Annotated in this window: 14 protein-coding genes; 6 read left to right on the top strand and 8 right to left on the bottom strand. The window is 69.1% G+C overall.

All coding sequences use genetic code 11. The features are described from left to right. Positions 1-29 precede the first annotated feature (29 nt). Together J4030_RS04455 and J4030_RS04450 are read right to left on the bottom strand one after the other, a co-directional pair. Entirely contained in the window at positions 30-2,015 is a 1,986-nt protein-coding gene (locus J4030_RS04455; RefSeq protein ID WP_243762844.1) for a VWA domain-containing protein, read from the bottom strand. Positions 2,016-2,169: 154 nt separating this feature from the next. Then, a complete protein-coding gene (locus J4030_RS04450) occupies positions 2,170-3,570 on the bottom strand; it encodes a sigma 54-interacting transcriptional regulator (RefSeq protein WP_208048002.1) in 1,401 nt (466 codons plus the stop codon). Between the two features lie 135 nt (positions 3,571-3,705). On the opposite strand from J4030_RS04450, the gene J4030_RS04445 reads away from it, so the two are divergent. Genes J4030_RS04445 through J4030_RS04425 form a run of 5 tightly spaced genes read left to right on the top strand, consistent with a single transcriptional unit; the run spans position 3,706 to position 7,573 of the window. Beyond that, positions 3,706-4,599, top strand: coding sequence for a metal ABC transporter solute-binding protein, Zn/Mn family (locus J4030_RS04445; protein ID WP_208048001.1), 894 nt, complete (start codon positions 3,706-3,708; stop codon positions 4,597-4,599). After that, positions 4,596-5,411: a metal ABC transporter ATP-binding protein gene (locus tag J4030_RS04440; RefSeq protein WP_208048000.1), complete on the top strand. Its 816-nt coding sequence runs from the start codon at positions 4,596-4,598 to the stop codon at positions 5,409-5,411. The genes J4030_RS04445 and J4030_RS04440 overlap by 4 nt, the downstream gene beginning before the upstream one ends. Beyond that, on the top strand, positions 5,404-6,270 hold the full coding sequence (locus J4030_RS04435) for a metal ABC transporter permease (RefSeq protein WP_208047999.1): 867 nt from the start codon (positions 5,404-5,406) through the stop codon (positions 6,268-6,270). The genes J4030_RS04440 and J4030_RS04435 overlap by 8 nt, the downstream gene beginning before the upstream one ends. A gap of 4 nt (positions 6,271-6,274) precedes the next feature. After that, the gene (locus tag J4030_RS04430) at positions 6,275-6,820 is read left to right on the top strand and encodes a GNAT family N-acetyltransferase (RefSeq protein ID WP_243762843.1); all 546 of its coding nucleotides are present in this window, start codon (positions 6,275-6,277) and stop codon (positions 6,818-6,820) included. Between the two features lie 9 nt (positions 6,821-6,829). Then, entirely contained in the window at positions 6,830-7,573 is a 744-nt protein-coding gene (locus J4030_RS04425) for an AAA family ATPase (protein WP_208047998.1), read from the top strand. Between the two features lie 124 nt (positions 7,574-7,697). Here the strand turns inward: J4030_RS04425 and polA are convergent, their stop codons facing one another. Then, a complete protein-coding gene (gene polA, locus J4030_RS04420; protein ID WP_208047997.1) occupies positions 7,698-10,379 on the bottom strand; it encodes a DNA polymerase I in 2,682 nt (893 codons plus the stop codon). A 19-nt stretch (positions 10,380-10,398) separates the two neighbouring features. Here polA and J4030_RS04415 point away from each other — a divergent pair, with 19 nt between their 5' ends. Further along, entirely contained in the window at positions 10,399-10,872 is a 474-nt protein-coding gene (locus J4030_RS04415) for a hotdog fold thioesterase (RefSeq protein ID WP_208047996.1), read from the top strand. 209 nt (positions 10,873-11,081) lie between these two features. Here the strand turns inward: J4030_RS04415 and J4030_RS04410 are convergent, their stop codons facing one another. The 5 genes from J4030_RS04410 to J4030_RS04390 form a co-directional block, all read right to left on the bottom strand. Continuing rightward, positions 11,082-11,660 carry an N-acetyltransferase gene (locus J4030_RS04410; RefSeq protein WP_208047995.1) on the bottom strand — a complete coding sequence of 193 codons (579 nt, stop codon included), beginning with the start codon at positions 11,658-11,660 and terminating at the stop codon, positions 11,082-11,084. 106 nt (positions 11,661-11,766) lie between these two features. After that, entirely contained in the window at positions 11,767-12,483 is a 717-nt protein-coding gene (locus tag J4030_RS04405; protein WP_208047994.1) for an ABC transporter ATP-binding protein, read from the bottom strand. Then, positions 12,480-13,334: an ABC transporter ATP-binding protein gene (locus tag J4030_RS04400; RefSeq protein WP_208047993.1), complete on the bottom strand. Its 855-nt coding sequence runs from the start codon at positions 13,332-13,334 to the stop codon at positions 12,480-12,482. The genes J4030_RS04405 and J4030_RS04400 overlap by 4 nt, the downstream gene beginning before the upstream one ends. Next, positions 13,331-15,019 carry a branched-chain amino acid ABC transporter permease gene (locus J4030_RS04395; protein WP_208047992.1) on the bottom strand — a complete coding sequence of 563 codons (1,689 nt, stop codon included), beginning with the start codon at positions 15,017-15,019 and terminating at the stop codon, positions 13,331-13,333. The genes J4030_RS04400 and J4030_RS04395 overlap by 4 nt, the downstream gene beginning before the upstream one ends. Further along, complete coding sequence (locus tag J4030_RS04390; protein WP_208047991.1) at positions 15,016-15,939, bottom strand: branched-chain amino acid ABC transporter permease; 924 nt, start codon at positions 15,937-15,939, stop codon at positions 15,016-15,018. Before J4030_RS04390 ends, J4030_RS04395 begins: the two co-directional genes overlap by 4 nt. Between the last annotated feature and the right edge of the window lie 43 nt (positions 15,940-15,982).

Below are 15,982 nucleotides of genomic sequence, written 5' to 3'. Positions count from 1 at the left end.
CGCGCACGTACTCCCGACGTGCGGCTGACTCAGCCGGAGGCGCCGAACCAGTTGCTGCCGCCGAGGTTGCGTCCCGACAGGTAGCTGTCGACGACCGCGGCGCCCAGGCCCTCCAGCTCGGGCGCGAGCACCCGACCTCCGGCGCGCTTGGCCAGCTGGTCCAGGAAGCGCGCCAGCCCGGGATCCTCGCCGAGCCGGAAGATCGTCGTCTGCGCGCCGAGCCGGGTCGACTGGTCCAGCTCGCGGACGGCGTACGCCACGGTCAGCGGGTGTGGCGGGTAGTCGAAGAAGACCTCGCCGTCGGACTCCAGGTGCGCCGTCGGCTCCCCGTCGGTGACGACGAGCAGCACCGGTTGGGCGTTCGTGTACCTGCGGAAGTGCTGGTTCGCGAGGATCAGCGCGTGGTGCAGGTTGGTGCCCTTGTCCCACTCCGGCGCCAGCCCGGTCAGCTCGGCGATCTCCATCGTCTGCGCGTGCCGACCGAACGCCACCAGCTCCAGATGATCGCCGCGGAACCTGGTCGAGATGAGCTGGTGCAGCGCGAGCGCCGTACGTTTCATCGGCAGCCAGCGACCGTCCATCGCCATCGAGAACGACGTGTCGACCAGCAACGCGACCGCGGCCTGGGTGCGCGCCTCGGTCTCCTGCACCTCCACGTCCTGGAAGGAGATGGCCGGACCATCGGGCTCACCCGCCCGCCGGAGCGCCGCATTCGTCAGCGTGCGCGTGACGTCCCAGGACTCGGTGTCGCCGAACTCCCACGGTCGCGAGGCCCCGGACGGCTCTCCCGCCGTACCCGCCTTGCGAGCGTCACGCTGCCCCTGCCGACCCGACAACGTCTGACTGACGTCGCGCAGCAAGGACTTCCCCAGCTCGCGCATCGCACGGGGTGACAGGCGCAGGTCGCCCTGCGCATCGGACTGCAGATAGTCACGATTGCGCAGCTGCCGCTCCAGCTCCGCCAAGCGTTGCGCGTCCACCGCCGCCTCGTCGCCCAACTGGCGCCGCAGCGCGTCCAGATCGAGGTCGTCCATCCGCGCCCCGGCGTACTGCTGGGAGAGCTGCTCGCTCAACGCGTCGAGGTCGGCCAGGTCCTGCAGCATCCCTGTGCCGTCGCCGAGGCCCATCCCCTGCTCACCGCCGAACTCCTCGCCGCCGCCCCAGTCCTCACCGGGGCGCAGGGCGCGCAGGTTGTCGTCCAGGGCACCGAGCTGGTCCATGAGCTCCGGCGAGCCGAACGCCTGGGTCGCCAGCGCGTCGAGCTCGTCACGCTGCTCCTGCGTCATCGAGTTGCGCATCCGCTGGGCCGCCGCGGCCCGCTGCGCCAACGAGTCCAGCAGCTCCTCGATGGTCTCGGGCTGCTCGGGGAAGAGGTCTCCGTGCTTGTCCATGAACTGCTCGAACGCCGCGTCGGTGTCTTCGCCGTTGCGGTGCTTCGTGAGCAGGTCGTTGAGGTCCTTCAGCATCTCGCTGATCTGCGCGCGGTCTTCGTCGGTGGCGCCCTCGAGCGCCTGCTTCATGCCGGCGAACCGCTGGTCGAGCATCTCGCGGCCGAGCAGGTCCTTGATGCGTTCGTAGTCCTCGCGCGCCTCGGCGTCACGCCACGGGTAGTCGCTCAGCTCGTTGACCGCGGCCGCGGTCGACGGCGGGAGGTTCTCGATGCGCATCTCGGCGAACCGCGCGTCGTCGTCCAGATCGCGCGCCAGCCGTTTGCGCTCGGTGAGCACCGCCTTGTCGAGCAGTTCCTTGACCTCCTGGAAGGTGCCGTCCAGGTTGTGCTTGGCGAGCATCTCCCGCCGCTTCTGCGCCACCTGGCGGGCCAGCTCGTCCAGGCCCTGCTGGTCCCGGGTGCCGCGGCGCAGGAACTCCCGCATCGCGTGCTCCGGTGAGTAGCCGGACATGACGTCCTCGCCGATCGCGTCGAGCGCCTCGGCCAGGTCCACCGGCGGCGCGAGCGGGTCGGGCCCACCGACGTACCGGCCGTAGCGGGAGCGATGAGTTCGCTTACTGGCCAAGGGAATGCGCCTCCTCTAAGAGGGCTGAGGCGTTACCGATCACATGATACCGAGCGGGGCCGAACGTCCGCCCCACGGTGACGGCGTTCGCGACGGTTGACGGCGTTCGAAGACCGTCAACCGTCGCGAAGACCGTCAGCGTCGGGCGCAACGGTCAGCGGTATGTCGCGCGACCGTCGTCGTCCACGTCCTTGCTGACCTTGCGGGCGAGGTAGAGCCCCTCGAGGGCCAGCTCGACGGCGCTGGCGCGCTCGCCGGCGGTGTGCGCGCCGAGGCGCTCGGCGATCTGGTCGTAGAGGTCGGACTCACCCAGCACCGGCAGCGCGGCGAGCAGATCGGCGCTCGTCACGTCGTCGCCGGTGCTGATCTCGGCGCCTTCCTCGATGCTGCGTACGAGCAGCCCGAGGTCGATCCCGCGGAGCCGGGACCGGGCGGTATCGGCGACCGCCATCCGCAACAGGTGCTCCAGGACCGGCTCCTCACGCCCCTCGTGCCCGCTCTCGAACTCGACCTTGCCGGTGAGCACGTCGGACGCCGTGTCCAGGTCGACGATCCGAGCGACGGCCTCGTCCTCGTGCCGGATGCTCGCCCGCCGCAGGGCCGCAGCCGCCACGGTCTCGGCCGCAGCGATCGCGAATCGGGCCGAGACACCCGACCGCTGGTCGACGGCGTTCGACTCGCGCAGCCCCCGGGTGAACCGCGCCAGGATCTCCACGATGAAGTCCGGCACCGTCGCGACGAGCTGCGCCTCCTGGGAGATGACGGCGACCTCGCCCTCGACGGTGAGGGGGTAGTGGGTGCGCACCTGGGCGCCGAAGCGGTCCTTGAGCGGAGTGATGATGCGCCCGCGGTTGGTGTAGTCCTCGGGGTTCGCGCTGGCCACGACGAGGACGTCGAGCGGCAGGCGCAGCACGTAGCCGCGGACCTGGATGTCGCGTTCCTCCATCACGTTGAGCATCGACACCTGGATGCGCTCGGCGAGGTCGGGCAGTTCGTTGATCGCCACGATGCCGCGGTGGCTGCGCGGGATGAGCCCGAAGTGGATCGTCTCGGGGTCGCCCAGACTGCGCCCCTCGGCGACCTTCATCGGGTCGATGTCCCCCACGAGGTCGCCGACGGAGGTGTCCGGCGTGGCCAGCTTCTCGGCGTACCGCTCGTCGCGGTGCCGCCACGCGACGGGAAGCTGGTCGCCCAGGTCGCCGGCGCGCCGGATCGACACGGGCGTGATCGGGTCGTACGGGTGCTCGCCCAGCTCCGATCCGGCGATCACCGGCGTCCACTCGTCGAGCAGTCCCTGCAGGGTGCGCAGCACTCGCGTCTTGCCCTGCCCTCGCTCGCCGAGCAGCACGATGTCGTGCCCGGCGAGCAGCGCGCGTTCGAGCTGCGGGATGACGGTGTCGGCGAAACCCTGGATGCCGGGCCACGGGTCACGGCCCTCCGCCAGTGCGCTCAACAGGTTGTGCCGGATCTCTTCGCGTACGCCGACCTGTTCGTGGCCGCTCGCGCGCAGTTCGCCGACGGTGGAAATGACAGGGGCCGTGGTGGATGCACTCACCACTTCACGCTACGTCACGCGACTGGGGGCTGTCCGGGCTCGTCGCGCGACATCGGCCTACTTGGTAATGATTCTCATTCGGTGGTTATGATCGGGATCGAGAATGATTCCCACTTGCCCACCTCAGGAGAGCAGATGAAGCGCCCCGTCGCCGTCCTTGCCACCGTCGCCGCGGTCCTCGCCCTCGCGGGGTGCAGTTCCGGCGGCTCGGGCAAGGCGAGCGACGGGAAGGTGCAGGTGTGGACCTCGACCGACGTCTGGGGCTCGGTGGCGCGCTACGTGGGTGGCGAACACGCGGATGTCACGTCCGCCATCACCAGCCCGTCGCAGGACCCGCACAGCTACGAGTCCACCGCACGCGACAAGCTCGCGGTCCAGGGGTCCGCGGTCGCGATCTACAACGGCGGGGGCTACGACGACTGGGCCCAGCAGCTGGTCGAGGGCGACTCGGGCACGAAGGGCGTCGACGCGGTCACCGTCTCCGGGCTCGACCAGGGCAACAACCCGTCGTTCAACGAGCACGTCTTCTGGTCACTCCCGACATCGGTCAAGGTCGCCGACACCGTGGCGAGCGACCTGGTCAAGGCGGACCCGGCCCACGCGGCGTACTTCCGGGCCAACGCCCGCTCCTTCGCCACCAAGATCAGCGCGCTCACCGCGCTGGCCCAGTCGATCGGACGTGCCCACCCGCACCTGTCTGCACTGATGACCGAACCGGTCGTCGGCTACCTCCTGGGCACCGCGGGAATCTCCGACGGCACACCGGCGATCTACCGTAAGCAGTCCGAGGCGGATTCGGTGTCGGCAGTTGCGCTGCAAGCCGCCACCACCGCGATCTCCACAAAGCGGGTGCAACTCGTGACCCTCAACGCACAGACCTCCGATGCGACGTCGACGACGCTGCAGAACGCCGCGGACAAGGCCGGTGTGCCGGTGGTGCAGGTCTACGAGACGTTCCCGACGGGCGAGCACGACTACCTGCACTGGGTCCGCACCTGCATCGCGGCGCTGCAGCGAGCCCTTGCATGACCCCGGTGGTGTCGCTGCAGGACGCGGCCCTGGCGTACGGCAGTCGCCTGCTGTGGAGCGGCCTGGACCTGCAGGTGCAGGCGGGTGAGTTCGTCGGCGTCCTCGGGCCCAACGGTGCGGGCAAGTCCTCGCTGCTGCGCGTGCTGCTCGGCGAGCAACCGTTGCGCGCCGGCCAGGCTCTGGTCTGCGGTGAACCCGTGCACCGCGGGTCCTCGCTCATCGGCTACATCCCCCAGCACGGCGCGCTCGCCCCGGACACCGCGATCCGCGGGCGCGACCTCGTGGGCTTCGGCTGGGACGGTCACCGGATCGGCCTCGGCCTCGGCTCGCGCGCCAAGAAGGAGGCCGTGGAGCGTGCGATGGTCACCGTCGGAGCGACGGCGTACGCGGATGCACCGCTGTCGATGCTGTCCGGCGGCGAGCGCCAGCGGTTGCGGATCGCGCAGGCCCTGGTGACCAGGCCGCGGCTGCTGCTGTGCGACGAGCCGTTGCTCAACCTCGACCTGCACCACCAGCGTGAGGTCGCGCAGGCGATCGACCGTGTACGTCGCCTCGAAGGCACCGCGGTGCTGTTCGTGACGCACGAGATCAACCCGATCCTCCCGCTCGTGGACCACGTCGCCTACCTGGCCGGCGGGCAGGCACGGGTCGGCCGCCCTGGGGAGATCATGCGCGCGGAGGTGTTGAGCGAGCTCTACGGAGCCCCGGTCGACGTGCTGCACCACAACGGCCGCATCGTCGTCCTGGGTGGCGACGACACGGCGACCCCCGGGCACGACCACCACCACGAGGAGGCGCACGACCATGGGTGACGCGCTCGCGAAACTGATCTCCTTCGACCAGTTCTGGTCGCTGCTGCCCCTGGTGACGTCGTCGCTCGTCGCCGGAGCACTGCTCGGCATCATCGCCGGCGTCATCGGGCCGATGATCCAGGCGCGGGACCTGGCCTTCGCCGTGCACGGCACCGCGGAGCTGTCGTTCGCGGGCGCCGCCGCCGCGCTGCTGGCCGGGGTGAGCATCACACTCGGCGCGGTGGCCGGGTCCGTGCTCGGCGCGATCGTGTTGGCGCTGATGGGGATCCGTGCACGGCAGGGCAACTCGCTCATCGGCATCGTGTTGCCCTTCGGTCTCGGGCTCGGCGTGCTCTTCCTGTCTCTCTACGACGGTCGCAGCAGCAACAAGTTCGGGCTGCTGCTCGGCCAGATCGTCTCCGTCGACAATGCGCAGCTGGGCTCGCTCGCCCTGCTGACCGTGGTGGTCGCCGTCGTGCTCATCCCGCTGTGGCGGCCGATGTTCTTCGCCGCGGTCGATCCGGTGGTGGCCCAGGCACGCGGCGTACGGGTGCGCGAGCTGTCGTTGATCTTCATGGTCGTGCTCGGGCTGGTGTGCGCCATGTGCGTGCAGCTGGTCGGCGCCCTGCTGGTGATGGCCCTGCTCATCACCCCGACGGCGGCCGCGACCTGCCTCACCGCCCGACCGGTCCTGGTGAGCGCACTGTCCGTGACGTTCGCGGTGCTGTCCATGGAGGGCGGCATCCTGCTGTCCCTCTCGCCCGGGCGGCCGATCAGCCCGTACGTCACCACGCTCTCGTTTCTCATCTACCTCGTATGCCGCGCCGTCGGCTCCCTGCGTACCCGCCGTGGCTGGTCCGCGCGGGCCGTTGCAGCATGACTCCATGAATCCCGCGCCGCCGATCCGCATCCGAGCCCGGCGGGAGGGCGACCTGCCGGCCCTGGAGTCGGTGCTGGCGGCGCAGCAACCGACGTCGCGCTACCCGTTGCGATGGCCGCTGCCGTTCCCGGTGCGGGAGTTCATCGTGCGCCCCGACGAACTGGTCGCGATGGTGGCCGAGGAGGCGGGACGGGTGGTCGGTCACGTGTCCGTGACCTCGGTGCTGCCGGGTGAGCTGGGCGAGGCGTGGGCGGTCGGCGCAGGTCGACACATCGACCAACTTGCCTGCCTGTCAGTGCTCTTCGTCGATCACGCGGTGCGGGGTCGGCGCATCGGTGGAGCCCTGATGGACGCGGCCGAGGGCTGGATCTTCGCCCGCGGTCGGACAGCTGTGCTCGACGTCGTGACCGCCAACGAACGGCCGCTCGCCGTCTACCGGCACCGCGGGTGGCGCGAGATCGGCCACGCCCGTCCGGACTGGCTTCCCGGCACCGAGCCCCCGGTGATCCTGATGGCCAAGAACGCGCCGGCTGTCGCTGCAGGCACCTAGTCTGCGGACATGTCCAAGGGGTGGCTGGAGAAGACTCCGGTGCCGCTACGCCGCATCAGCGTGCGGGCGGACGACGTCGACCACTCACATTGGGTGACCTCTCTGGGGCCGGTTCGCCAGTTACTCGCCGACGGGCTCGACTTGTCCCCGGCGACCGTGCTGGTCGGGGAGAACGGCACGGGCAAGTCCACCCTCGTCGAGGCCATCGCGATGGCGTACGGAATGAACGGGGAGGGCGGGTCGACCGGTGCGACCCACTCGACCTGGGTCAGCGAGTCGCCGCTATGGGACTGGCTGACGCTGACCCGGTCGGCTGGCGGATCGCGGTGGGGCTACTTCGTGCGCGCCGAGACGATGCACGGCCTGTTCACCTTCCTCGACCGCACACGCGGCGAGGGCTACACGCGCGACCCCGAGTTCCACCAGCTCAGCCACGGTGAGGCTTTCCAGACCCTCTTCGACACCACCCGGTTCACCGGCGACGGGTTCTACGTGCTGGACGAGCCCGAGGCGGGACTCTCCTTCACCGCGCAGTTGCGACTCGTCAGCGAGCTCATGGGCATGTTGGAGCATTCTGGTGTCCAGGTGCTGATCGCGACCCACTCGCCGATCATTGCGAGCCTGCCCGGTGCGACCGTGCTCGAACTGGACGCCGACGGCTTCCACGAACGGGCGTGGGACGACCTGGATCTGGTCATGCACTACCGCGGCTTCTGCGAGCTGCCCGAGCGGTACCTGCGCCACCTCCGCTGAGGGTCTGAGCGCAGGGTGGTCGGTGTCTGCCGGGGTGGGCGGTTTGCGTCGGTGGCCAGGGCTGCAGCACTGGCCACCGACGCAAACTGCGCACCTGGACGTGCGTGGTGGCGGGACGGTCGGCTCAGTGCGCGGCGTCGTGCCAGGACGAGCCGACCCCGACGCTCACGTCGAGCGGCACGTCCAGGGCGATCGCGGCGCCCATCTCGCGTCGTACGAGCTCCTCGACATCGGCCCGCTCCCCCGGCGCGATCTCCAGCACCAGCTCGTCGTGCACCTGCAACAGCATCCGCGACTGCGCGTCGGCGGCGCGTAGAGCGGCATCCACGCGCAGCATCGCCAGCTTGATGATGTCGGCCGCCGACCCCTGGATCGGCGCGTTAAGCGCCATCCGCTCGGCCATGTCGCGGCGCTGCCGGTTGGTCGAGGTCAGATCGGGCAGGTAGCGCCGTCGGCCCAGCATGGTCTCGGTGTAACCGGTCAGACTCGCGGCAGCCACGACCTCCCGCAGGTAGTCGCGCACCCCGCCGAACCGGGCGAAGTACTCGTCCATCAGCGCCTTGGCCTCCTCGGTACTGATGGTCAGCTGCTTGGACAGGCCGAACGCCGACAACCCGTAGGCCAGGCCGTAGGACATCGCCTTCACCTTGGAGCGCATCTCACCGCTGACGTCGGCGGGCTCGACATGGAAGACCCGCGACCCCACGAACCGGTGCAGGTCCTCACCGGTGCGGAACGCCTCGATCAGCCCCTCGTCACCGGACAGGTGCGCCATGATGCGCATCTCGATCTGGCTGTAGTCCGCGGACATCAGTGTCTCGTAACCTGATCCGACGACGAAGACCTCGCGGATCCGACGACCCGCCTCGGTGCGGATCGGGATGTTCTGCAGGTTGGGATCGGTCGAGGACAGCCGCCCCGTCGCGGCGATGGTCTGCTGGTACGTCGTGTGGATGCGCCCGTCGTCCGCGACCGACTTCAGCAGTCCCTCGACCGTCACCCGCAGTCGCGAACTGTCCCGGTGCCGCAGCAGCGCCTCCAGGAACGGGTGCTCGGTCCGCGCATAGAGGTCGCTCAGGGCGTCGGCGTCGGTGGTGTAGCCGGTCTTGGTGCGCTTGGTCTTCGGCATCCCCAGCGTCTCGAAGAGCACCACCTGCAGCTGCTTCGGCGAGCCCAGGTTGATCTGCTCGCCGCCGATGGCCTCGTACGCGTCGGCGGCGGCGGATGAGACGCCGTCGCCGTAGTCGGCCTCCAGCACCTGCATCGCCTCGACATCGACACCGATGCCCGCCCGCTCCATGGTCGCGAGCACACCGACCAGCGGCAGCTCGACATCGCGCAGCAGCGCGGTCTCTCCGATGGCCTCCAGCTCGGTGTCGAGGGACACCGAGAGGTCGAGCACCGCTCGCGCCTGGGCCATCGTCTCGTCGGAGCGCTGGTCGCCGACCCCGAGGTCGAGCACACCCTGGGCGGCGTTGTCAGGGGTGCCGGCCAACTCGCGTTTGAGGTGGCGCAGCACGAGATCGGTGAGGTCGTACGACCGTTGGTCCGGCCGCACCAGGTAGGCGGCCAACGCCGTGTCGCTGACGACGCCGCGCACCGGCATCCCGCGCGCCATAAGCGCCTGGAGCGGCCCCTTCGCGTCGTGCAGCGCCTTGGGCCGGTCAGGATCGGCGAGCCAGGTCGCCAACGCCGCCTCACCGTCGGGCTCGAGCGCCTCCAGGTCGATGTACGCCGCGTCGTCGCGCCCCGCCGGGGCGATTGCCACTCCCTGCACGTCACCGGTGCCGCGCGCCCACTGTCCGACGACCTGCAACCCGCTCCGGACACCCACGCCGGCGGCCTCCGCGAGCCACCCGGACACCTCCGAGCTGTCCAGCGTGACCCCGTCGACCTCGACGCCGGCATCGGGGCTGGCCTCGTCCTCGACGGCGTCGAGCGTCGCGAACAGCCGGTCGCGCAGCACCCGGAACTCCAGCCCGTCGAACACGGTGTGCACCTGCTCGCGGTCCCAGCCCTGCCGTTCCAGCGCGTCGACGTCGAGGGGCAGCTCCAGGTCGCCGAGCAGCTGGTTGAGGCGGCGGTTGCGCAGCACCCCGTCGAGGTGCTCGCGCAGCGCCTCACCGGCCTTGCCCTTGATCTCACCGACGTGGTCCACGACCCCGGTGAGGTCGCCGAATTGGTTGATCCACTTCGCGGCGGTCTTGGGGCCGACCCCGGGGACACCGGGCAGGTTGTCGGAGGTCTCACCGACCATCGCCGCCAGGTCGCTGTAACGCCCCGGAGCCACGCCGTACTTCTCCTGCACCGCCGCGGGGGTCATCCGCGCGAGATCGGAGACGCCCTTGCGGGGGTAGAGCAGGGTGACCCGGTCGTTGATGAGTTGGATCGCGTCGCGGTCACCGGAGCAGATCAGCACCTCGTCGAACTCTGCGGCGTTCGCCTGGGCGGTGAGCGTGGCGATGATGTCGTCGGCCTCGTAGCCGGGGAGTTCGACGTAGGCGATGCGCAGTGCGTCGAGCACCTCGCGCACCAGGGAGACCTGGCCCTTGAACTCGTCCGGGGACGCCGAGCGGTTGGCCTTGTAGCCGGCGTACTCCTCGGACCGGAAGGTCTGGCGCGACACGTCGAACGCGACGCCCACGTGGGTGGGCTCCTCGTCACGCAGCACGTTGATGAGCATCGAGGTGAAGCCGTAGACGGCGTTCGTCGGTTGCCCGGTCGTGGTCGAGAAGTTCTCCACGGGCAGGGCGAAGAACGCTCGGTACGCGAGGGAATGCCCGTCCAACAACAGCAGCCTTTTCACGCGTGGCAGCCTAAGCCCCATGACCGACACCCCCACGCACGACGCCGAACCCAGCCAGCCGGAGAACGACGCGGCCTCCGATGCGGACCTGCTCGACCGGTTCAACGAGATGAGCGCCGGGTCGCTGAGCGAGCGGATGGGCATCGAGTTCCTCGAGGTCTCCCCCGAGCGAGTCGTCGCCAGGATGCCCGTGGAGGGCAACACCCAGCCCTACGGCCTGCTGCACGGCGGCGCGAGCGTGGTGCTCGCCGAGACGGTGGGTTCCATCGGAGCCGCACTGCACGCGGGCGAGAAAGGCATCGCCGTCGGCCTGGACATCAACGCCACCCACCACCGCGCTGCCCGGCAGGGTCATGTGACCGCGACGGCGACCGCGCTGTCGCTGGGACGCACGCTCGCGTCCTACGACGTCGCGATCCTGGACGACGACGGTCGCCGGGTGTGCACGTCACGGATCACCTGCATGGTGCGTCCCGCCCCGCCGGGGGCCTGAATCCGCCCGGTTGTCAGCGGTTCTCGGGTGTCCGCATCACGAAGCCGCTGACAATCGGAGGCCTCAGCCGCCGACTCGGCTAGGGCCTCGTCGACAACCTCCGCTGCGCGGTTCGTCAGAGGCCGGTTCTATCTCGGCCCCTTCCTCCCACTCCGCTGCGGCCGCCGACTCGGCTGGGGCCTCGTCGACAACCTCCGCTGCGCGGTTCGTCAGAGGCCGGAGGCCACCTTGACGTCCTCGCGCGCACGCGCCCGTAACGAACGACGCGCCCGCAACGTCGCGGCGCCCTTGGACTCGGCCACGCCGGTCAGCTTGCGACGCAGCGACGCGGTCGAGGTCACCCGCAGGGTCACCGTGGCCGCGAAACCCAGCTTGGCGAAGTACCGGTTGATCCCGCGCTCGTTGGTCGGCACGCAGCAGACCACCTGGGTGCTGCCGTGCTCCTCGCCGTACGCCGACACCCGTGTCAGCAGGGCCTTCGCGACGCCCGTGCCGCGGTGGTCGGGAGCCACCCACATCTGGTCGATCCACACGGCCTGCTCATCCCCGAGGCCGGAGAGCGGACTGCGGGTCACGACGGCGAAGCCGGTGTCCTTGTCCTCGGTGGAGGCCAGGAACACCCGTACGTCGTCGCGCGCCAGCGCCACGTCCATTCGACCGTCCTGCGCGGCGCGTTCGGCCCATTCCACGGTCTGTCCGGTCTCGGATCGCAGTTGTACCCACATGGGTATCAACCGGTCCCGATCGTCCGGTGAGGCGATGGTCACACAGGTGGTGGAACGAGACATGTGGGGGCGACACCTCGCGTGACGGGGACAGAACGTATTGACCCTAGTGGTATCCGCTTCACCCTTGAACAGAGGTCGCGAGAATCCACAGGATCGGTGCGCGCGGTCAGTCCTCCCCGAGGTAGGCCTTCTTCACCTCGTCGCTGACGAGCAGCTCCGGGCCGGGTCCGTCGAGCACGATCTTGCCGACCTCGAGCACGTATCCGTGGGTCGCCAGTTTCAGTGCGGCCCGGGCGTTCTGCTCGACCAGCAGGATCGTGGTGCCGCGCTTCTGCAGGGTGCGCACCGTCGTCATGATCTTCTTCATCATGATCGGCGAGAGCCCCATCGACGGCTCGTCCAGCATCAGCAGCTTGGGCCGGCTCATCATCGCCCGGCCCATCGCCAGCATCTGCTGCTCGCCACCGGAGAACGTGCCGGCCGGCTGCTTGCGTCGTTCGGCGAGGATCGGGAAGAGGTCGTACGCCTCCTTCAGATCCGCCTGGATGTCGGTGCGGTCACGACGGGCGAACGCGCCCAGCATCAGGTTCTCCTCGACCGACTGCCGAGGGAAGATCCGCCGACCCTCCGGTGAGTGCGCGAGTCCCATCGTGACGATGGAGTGCGCCTGCACCTTGTCGATGCGCTTGCCGAGGAAGGAGATCTCCCCTGCCGAAGGCCGGAGCAACCCGGAGATCGTGCGAAGGGTCGTCGTCTTGCCGGCGCCGTTGGTGCCGATCAGAGTGACGACCTGGCCCTCCTCGACCGTGAAGTTGATGCCCTTGACGGCGGTGATCTTGCCGTAGGCCACCGACAGGTCCTTGACCTCGAGCATCGCGGTCATGCCGGGCCCTCCTGCACATCGTCGTCGTCGAAATCGTCGTCGTCACCGGTGCCGATGTAGGCCTCGATGACCCGCGGGTCGGACTGCACCTGTTCGGGCGAGCCCTCGACCAGCACCTCTCCGCGCACCAGGCACAGCACCCGGTCGCAGAGGTTGAAGATGAACCGCATGTCGTGCTCGATGACCACGACGGCCCGGCCGGTGTCCCGGATCCGGAAGATCAGATCCGAGGCCTGCTGGGTCTCCTGCGGGTTCATGCCCGCCGTCGGCTCGTCGAGCAGGACCACCTTGGGGTCGGTGGCCAGCGCGCGTGCCACCTCCAGGCGCCGCTGGTCGCCGTACGGCAGATTGCGGGCCAGCAGCTCGGTGGTGTGGCCCAACCCGACGAAGTCCAGCAGCTCCTGCGCCTTCGCGCGGGTCTCCTTCTCCTCACGGTGGAACTTCGGCCCGCGCAGGACGGTGGTGAGCACCCCCGACGTGGTGCGGCAGTAGGTGCCGACCATGACGTTCTCCAGCGCGGTCATGTTGCCGAAGAGCCGGATGTTCTGGAAGGTGCGGGCCATCCCCGCCTTGACGACCTTGCGCGGCTTCGGCGGGATCTGCTCGCCGGCGAGACGCACCTCGCCCGAGGTCGGCTTGTACAACCCGGTCAGGCAGTTGAAGAACGTCGTCTTGCCGGCGCCGTTCGGGCCGATCAGACCGACGATCTCGCCCTCGTGCACCGTCATGTTGACGTCCTTGACGGCGGTCAGGCCGCCGAACTGCATGAGGACGTCGGACGCCTGCAGCAGCACCTCACCCTTGCCGGATGCGAATTCGGTGTCCCGGGGGCGCCGTGTCGCGGTGCTCATGCGTTCGCCTTCTGCTCGTCCACGTGTTCCTCCTGAACGATGTCGGCCAGGTTCTCGTCCTCGTCGTGGAACTCCAGCTGACGACGACGGCTCGCGATGAGCCCCTCCGGGCGGAAGCGCATCATCAGCACCAGCGCCAGACCGAAGATCAGCAGACGGTAGTCCTCGATGAACCGCAGCTTCTCAGGCAGCAGCTTCAGGACCGTCGCGCCGAGCGCCACGCCGACCACGGTCCCCATCCCGCCCAGGACCACGGCGGCGAGCAGGAAGGAGGACTCCTGGAAGGTGTAGTTGTCCGGTACGACGGACGGCGTCGCGTGGGCCTGGATGGTGCCCGCCAGGCCGGCCAGGAACGCACCACCGGCGAAGGCCAGGATCTTCAGACCGAAGATGTTGACGCCCATCGCCTCGGCGGCGCGTTCGTCCTCCCGGATCGCGATCCAGCCGCGGCCGATGCGGCTGTTGTTGAGGCGGGAGAAGATCGTGATGATCAGCGCCGCCACGAGCACCAGCAGGATGTAGTAGTTGGAGTAGTTCGAGATCGTGAACGAGCCCAGGTTGTGCGTGGACCCGAAGTTGAACCCGAACAGGTTCAGGTCGGGGATGCCGGCGATGCCGTTCGGGCCGTGGGTCAGATCCGGACCGTTGGTGCCGTCCATGTTGTTGACCGCGGTGTGGAAGATCTCACCGAACGCCAGGGTGACGATCGCCAGGTAGTCACCGGAGAGCCGCAGCGTGGGCGAGCCGATGATCAGGCCGAGCACGGCGGAGGTGAGCGCGCCGAGGAGGGCGACCACCAGGAACGGCGGGTGCCACCCGATCGTCGCGCTCGCCGCGCTCGACATCATGGCGCCGACGTACGCACCGGTGCCGAGGAAGGCGATGTAGCCCAGGTCGAGCAGGCCGGCCAGGCCGACGACGATGTTGAGGCCGAGGGCCGCGCACAGGAAGATCGCGATGTCGACGGCGATCGACATGTTGGCGTCGGTGCCGTTCTGGGTGAGCGGGAACAGCAGCGCCACCACCAGCGCACCCAGCATGATCACGGGGCGATGGCGGGCGGCCGCGACCGACAACCAGGTGAAGAAGCCACCGCGGAAGAGCAGCACGCCGAACGTGCCGCCCGCGGCCAGGGCCGCCAGCACGGAGCCACCGTCGTCGCCGCGCAGGATGAACGCGACCATGAACAGCAGAGCCGCGAGGGTCGCGGTGATGACCACGATCTCCAGCCAGTTCGCGCCGTGCACCTTCAGCTGGTTGGTCACCTTCACCGGCGCGAGCAGGAAGCTTCCCGCGACCATCACGAGGGCGCCGACCAGGGCCAGCCAGGCGCCCGGGTCCAGGTTGATGACGCCCCCGGACTGGTAGGCGATGTTGTAGTCGATCAGCACGATGTAGACGAGCGTGCCGACGGCCAGGGCCCTGGCGCTGGAGGTCGTGTCCCACCAGGACAGCGAGGTCAGCCGGCGGTGCACGAGGGCGGCCTCGATGAGTCCGACGACGCCCATCACGATGGCGAATTCCTGCAACGGAGCGGGATTCCCGCTGATCGACAGGTCGCCGAGGATGGTCGAGTCGTAGCTCCATGCCAGCAGGGCGGCGACGATCAGCAGCACCGCGCCGCCGGCCAGGAGAGCCTTGCCGACGTTCGGTCGCGGGGAGATCGTGATCTTGGGGATGTTCATGCGCGGTCCACCACCCGGGCTCCGAAGAGACCCTGCGGCCGGAAGACCAGCACCAGGATCAGGACGATGAATGCGTAGACGTCACTCCAGGCGTTCCCGCCGAACTGGCCGGGGATGTACTGGGTGGCCATGGCCTCGATGAGTCCGAGGACCAGACCACCGGCGACGGCTCCCTGGATGTTGCCGATGCCACCGAGGACCGCCGCCGTGAAGGCCTTCAGCCCGGCGAGGAAGCCCATCGTGGAGGACACGTTGCTGTCGCGCAGCCCCTGCGCCACGCCGGCGAGGGCCGCGAGGATCGCGCCCATCGCGAAGGCCGCCGCGATGATGCGGTCGACGTTGATGCCCATCAGGCGCGCGGTGTCGGGATCCTGCGACACGGCGACCATGGCCTTCCCGGTGCGGGTGCGGCTGATGAAGATGTAGAGGGCGGCGGCGCTGACCACCAGGACGCCCAGCGTGAAGAGCGTGGTGCGCTGGATCACGACGCTGCCGACGGTCAGCGAGCCGCCGGTCACGCCGTCGATGCTCGGATAGGGCACGTTGCTGGTCGCGCCGGGGTACCAGAGCTGGATCGCCCGCTGCAGGGCGATGGAGATCCCGATCGCGGTGATGAGCGGCGCCAGACGTGGCGCGTTGCGCAACGGCCGGTAGGCGAAGCGCTCCATCACCAACGCGATGGCGACCGAGCACAGGGCGCCGCCGACGATCATGATTGGCAGCACCCACAGGCCCGTGCTCTTCTGGCACACGACCTGCCAGGTCGCGAGGGACCCGAAGGCGCCGATCATGAAGACCTCGCCGTGCGCGAAGTTGATCAGTTGGACGATGCCGTAGACGACGGTGTAACCGACGGCGATCAAGGCGTACAGCGACCCTACGGTCAGGCCGTTGAGCAATTGCTGGATGAACTGAGTCATCAGGCTCCCAGGAGAGTCAGGGCAACGCGGGGGCGAGAACTCC

Origin of the sequence: Allobranchiibius sp. CTAmp26 (assembly GCF_017565405.1) — a bacterium.
GTDB lineage: Bacteria > Actinomycetota > Actinomycetes > Actinomycetales > Dermatophilaceae > Allobranchiibius.
The sequence above is the reverse complement of the archived record's forward strand: the minus strand, read 5'-3'. Positions and strand labels throughout refer to the sequence as shown.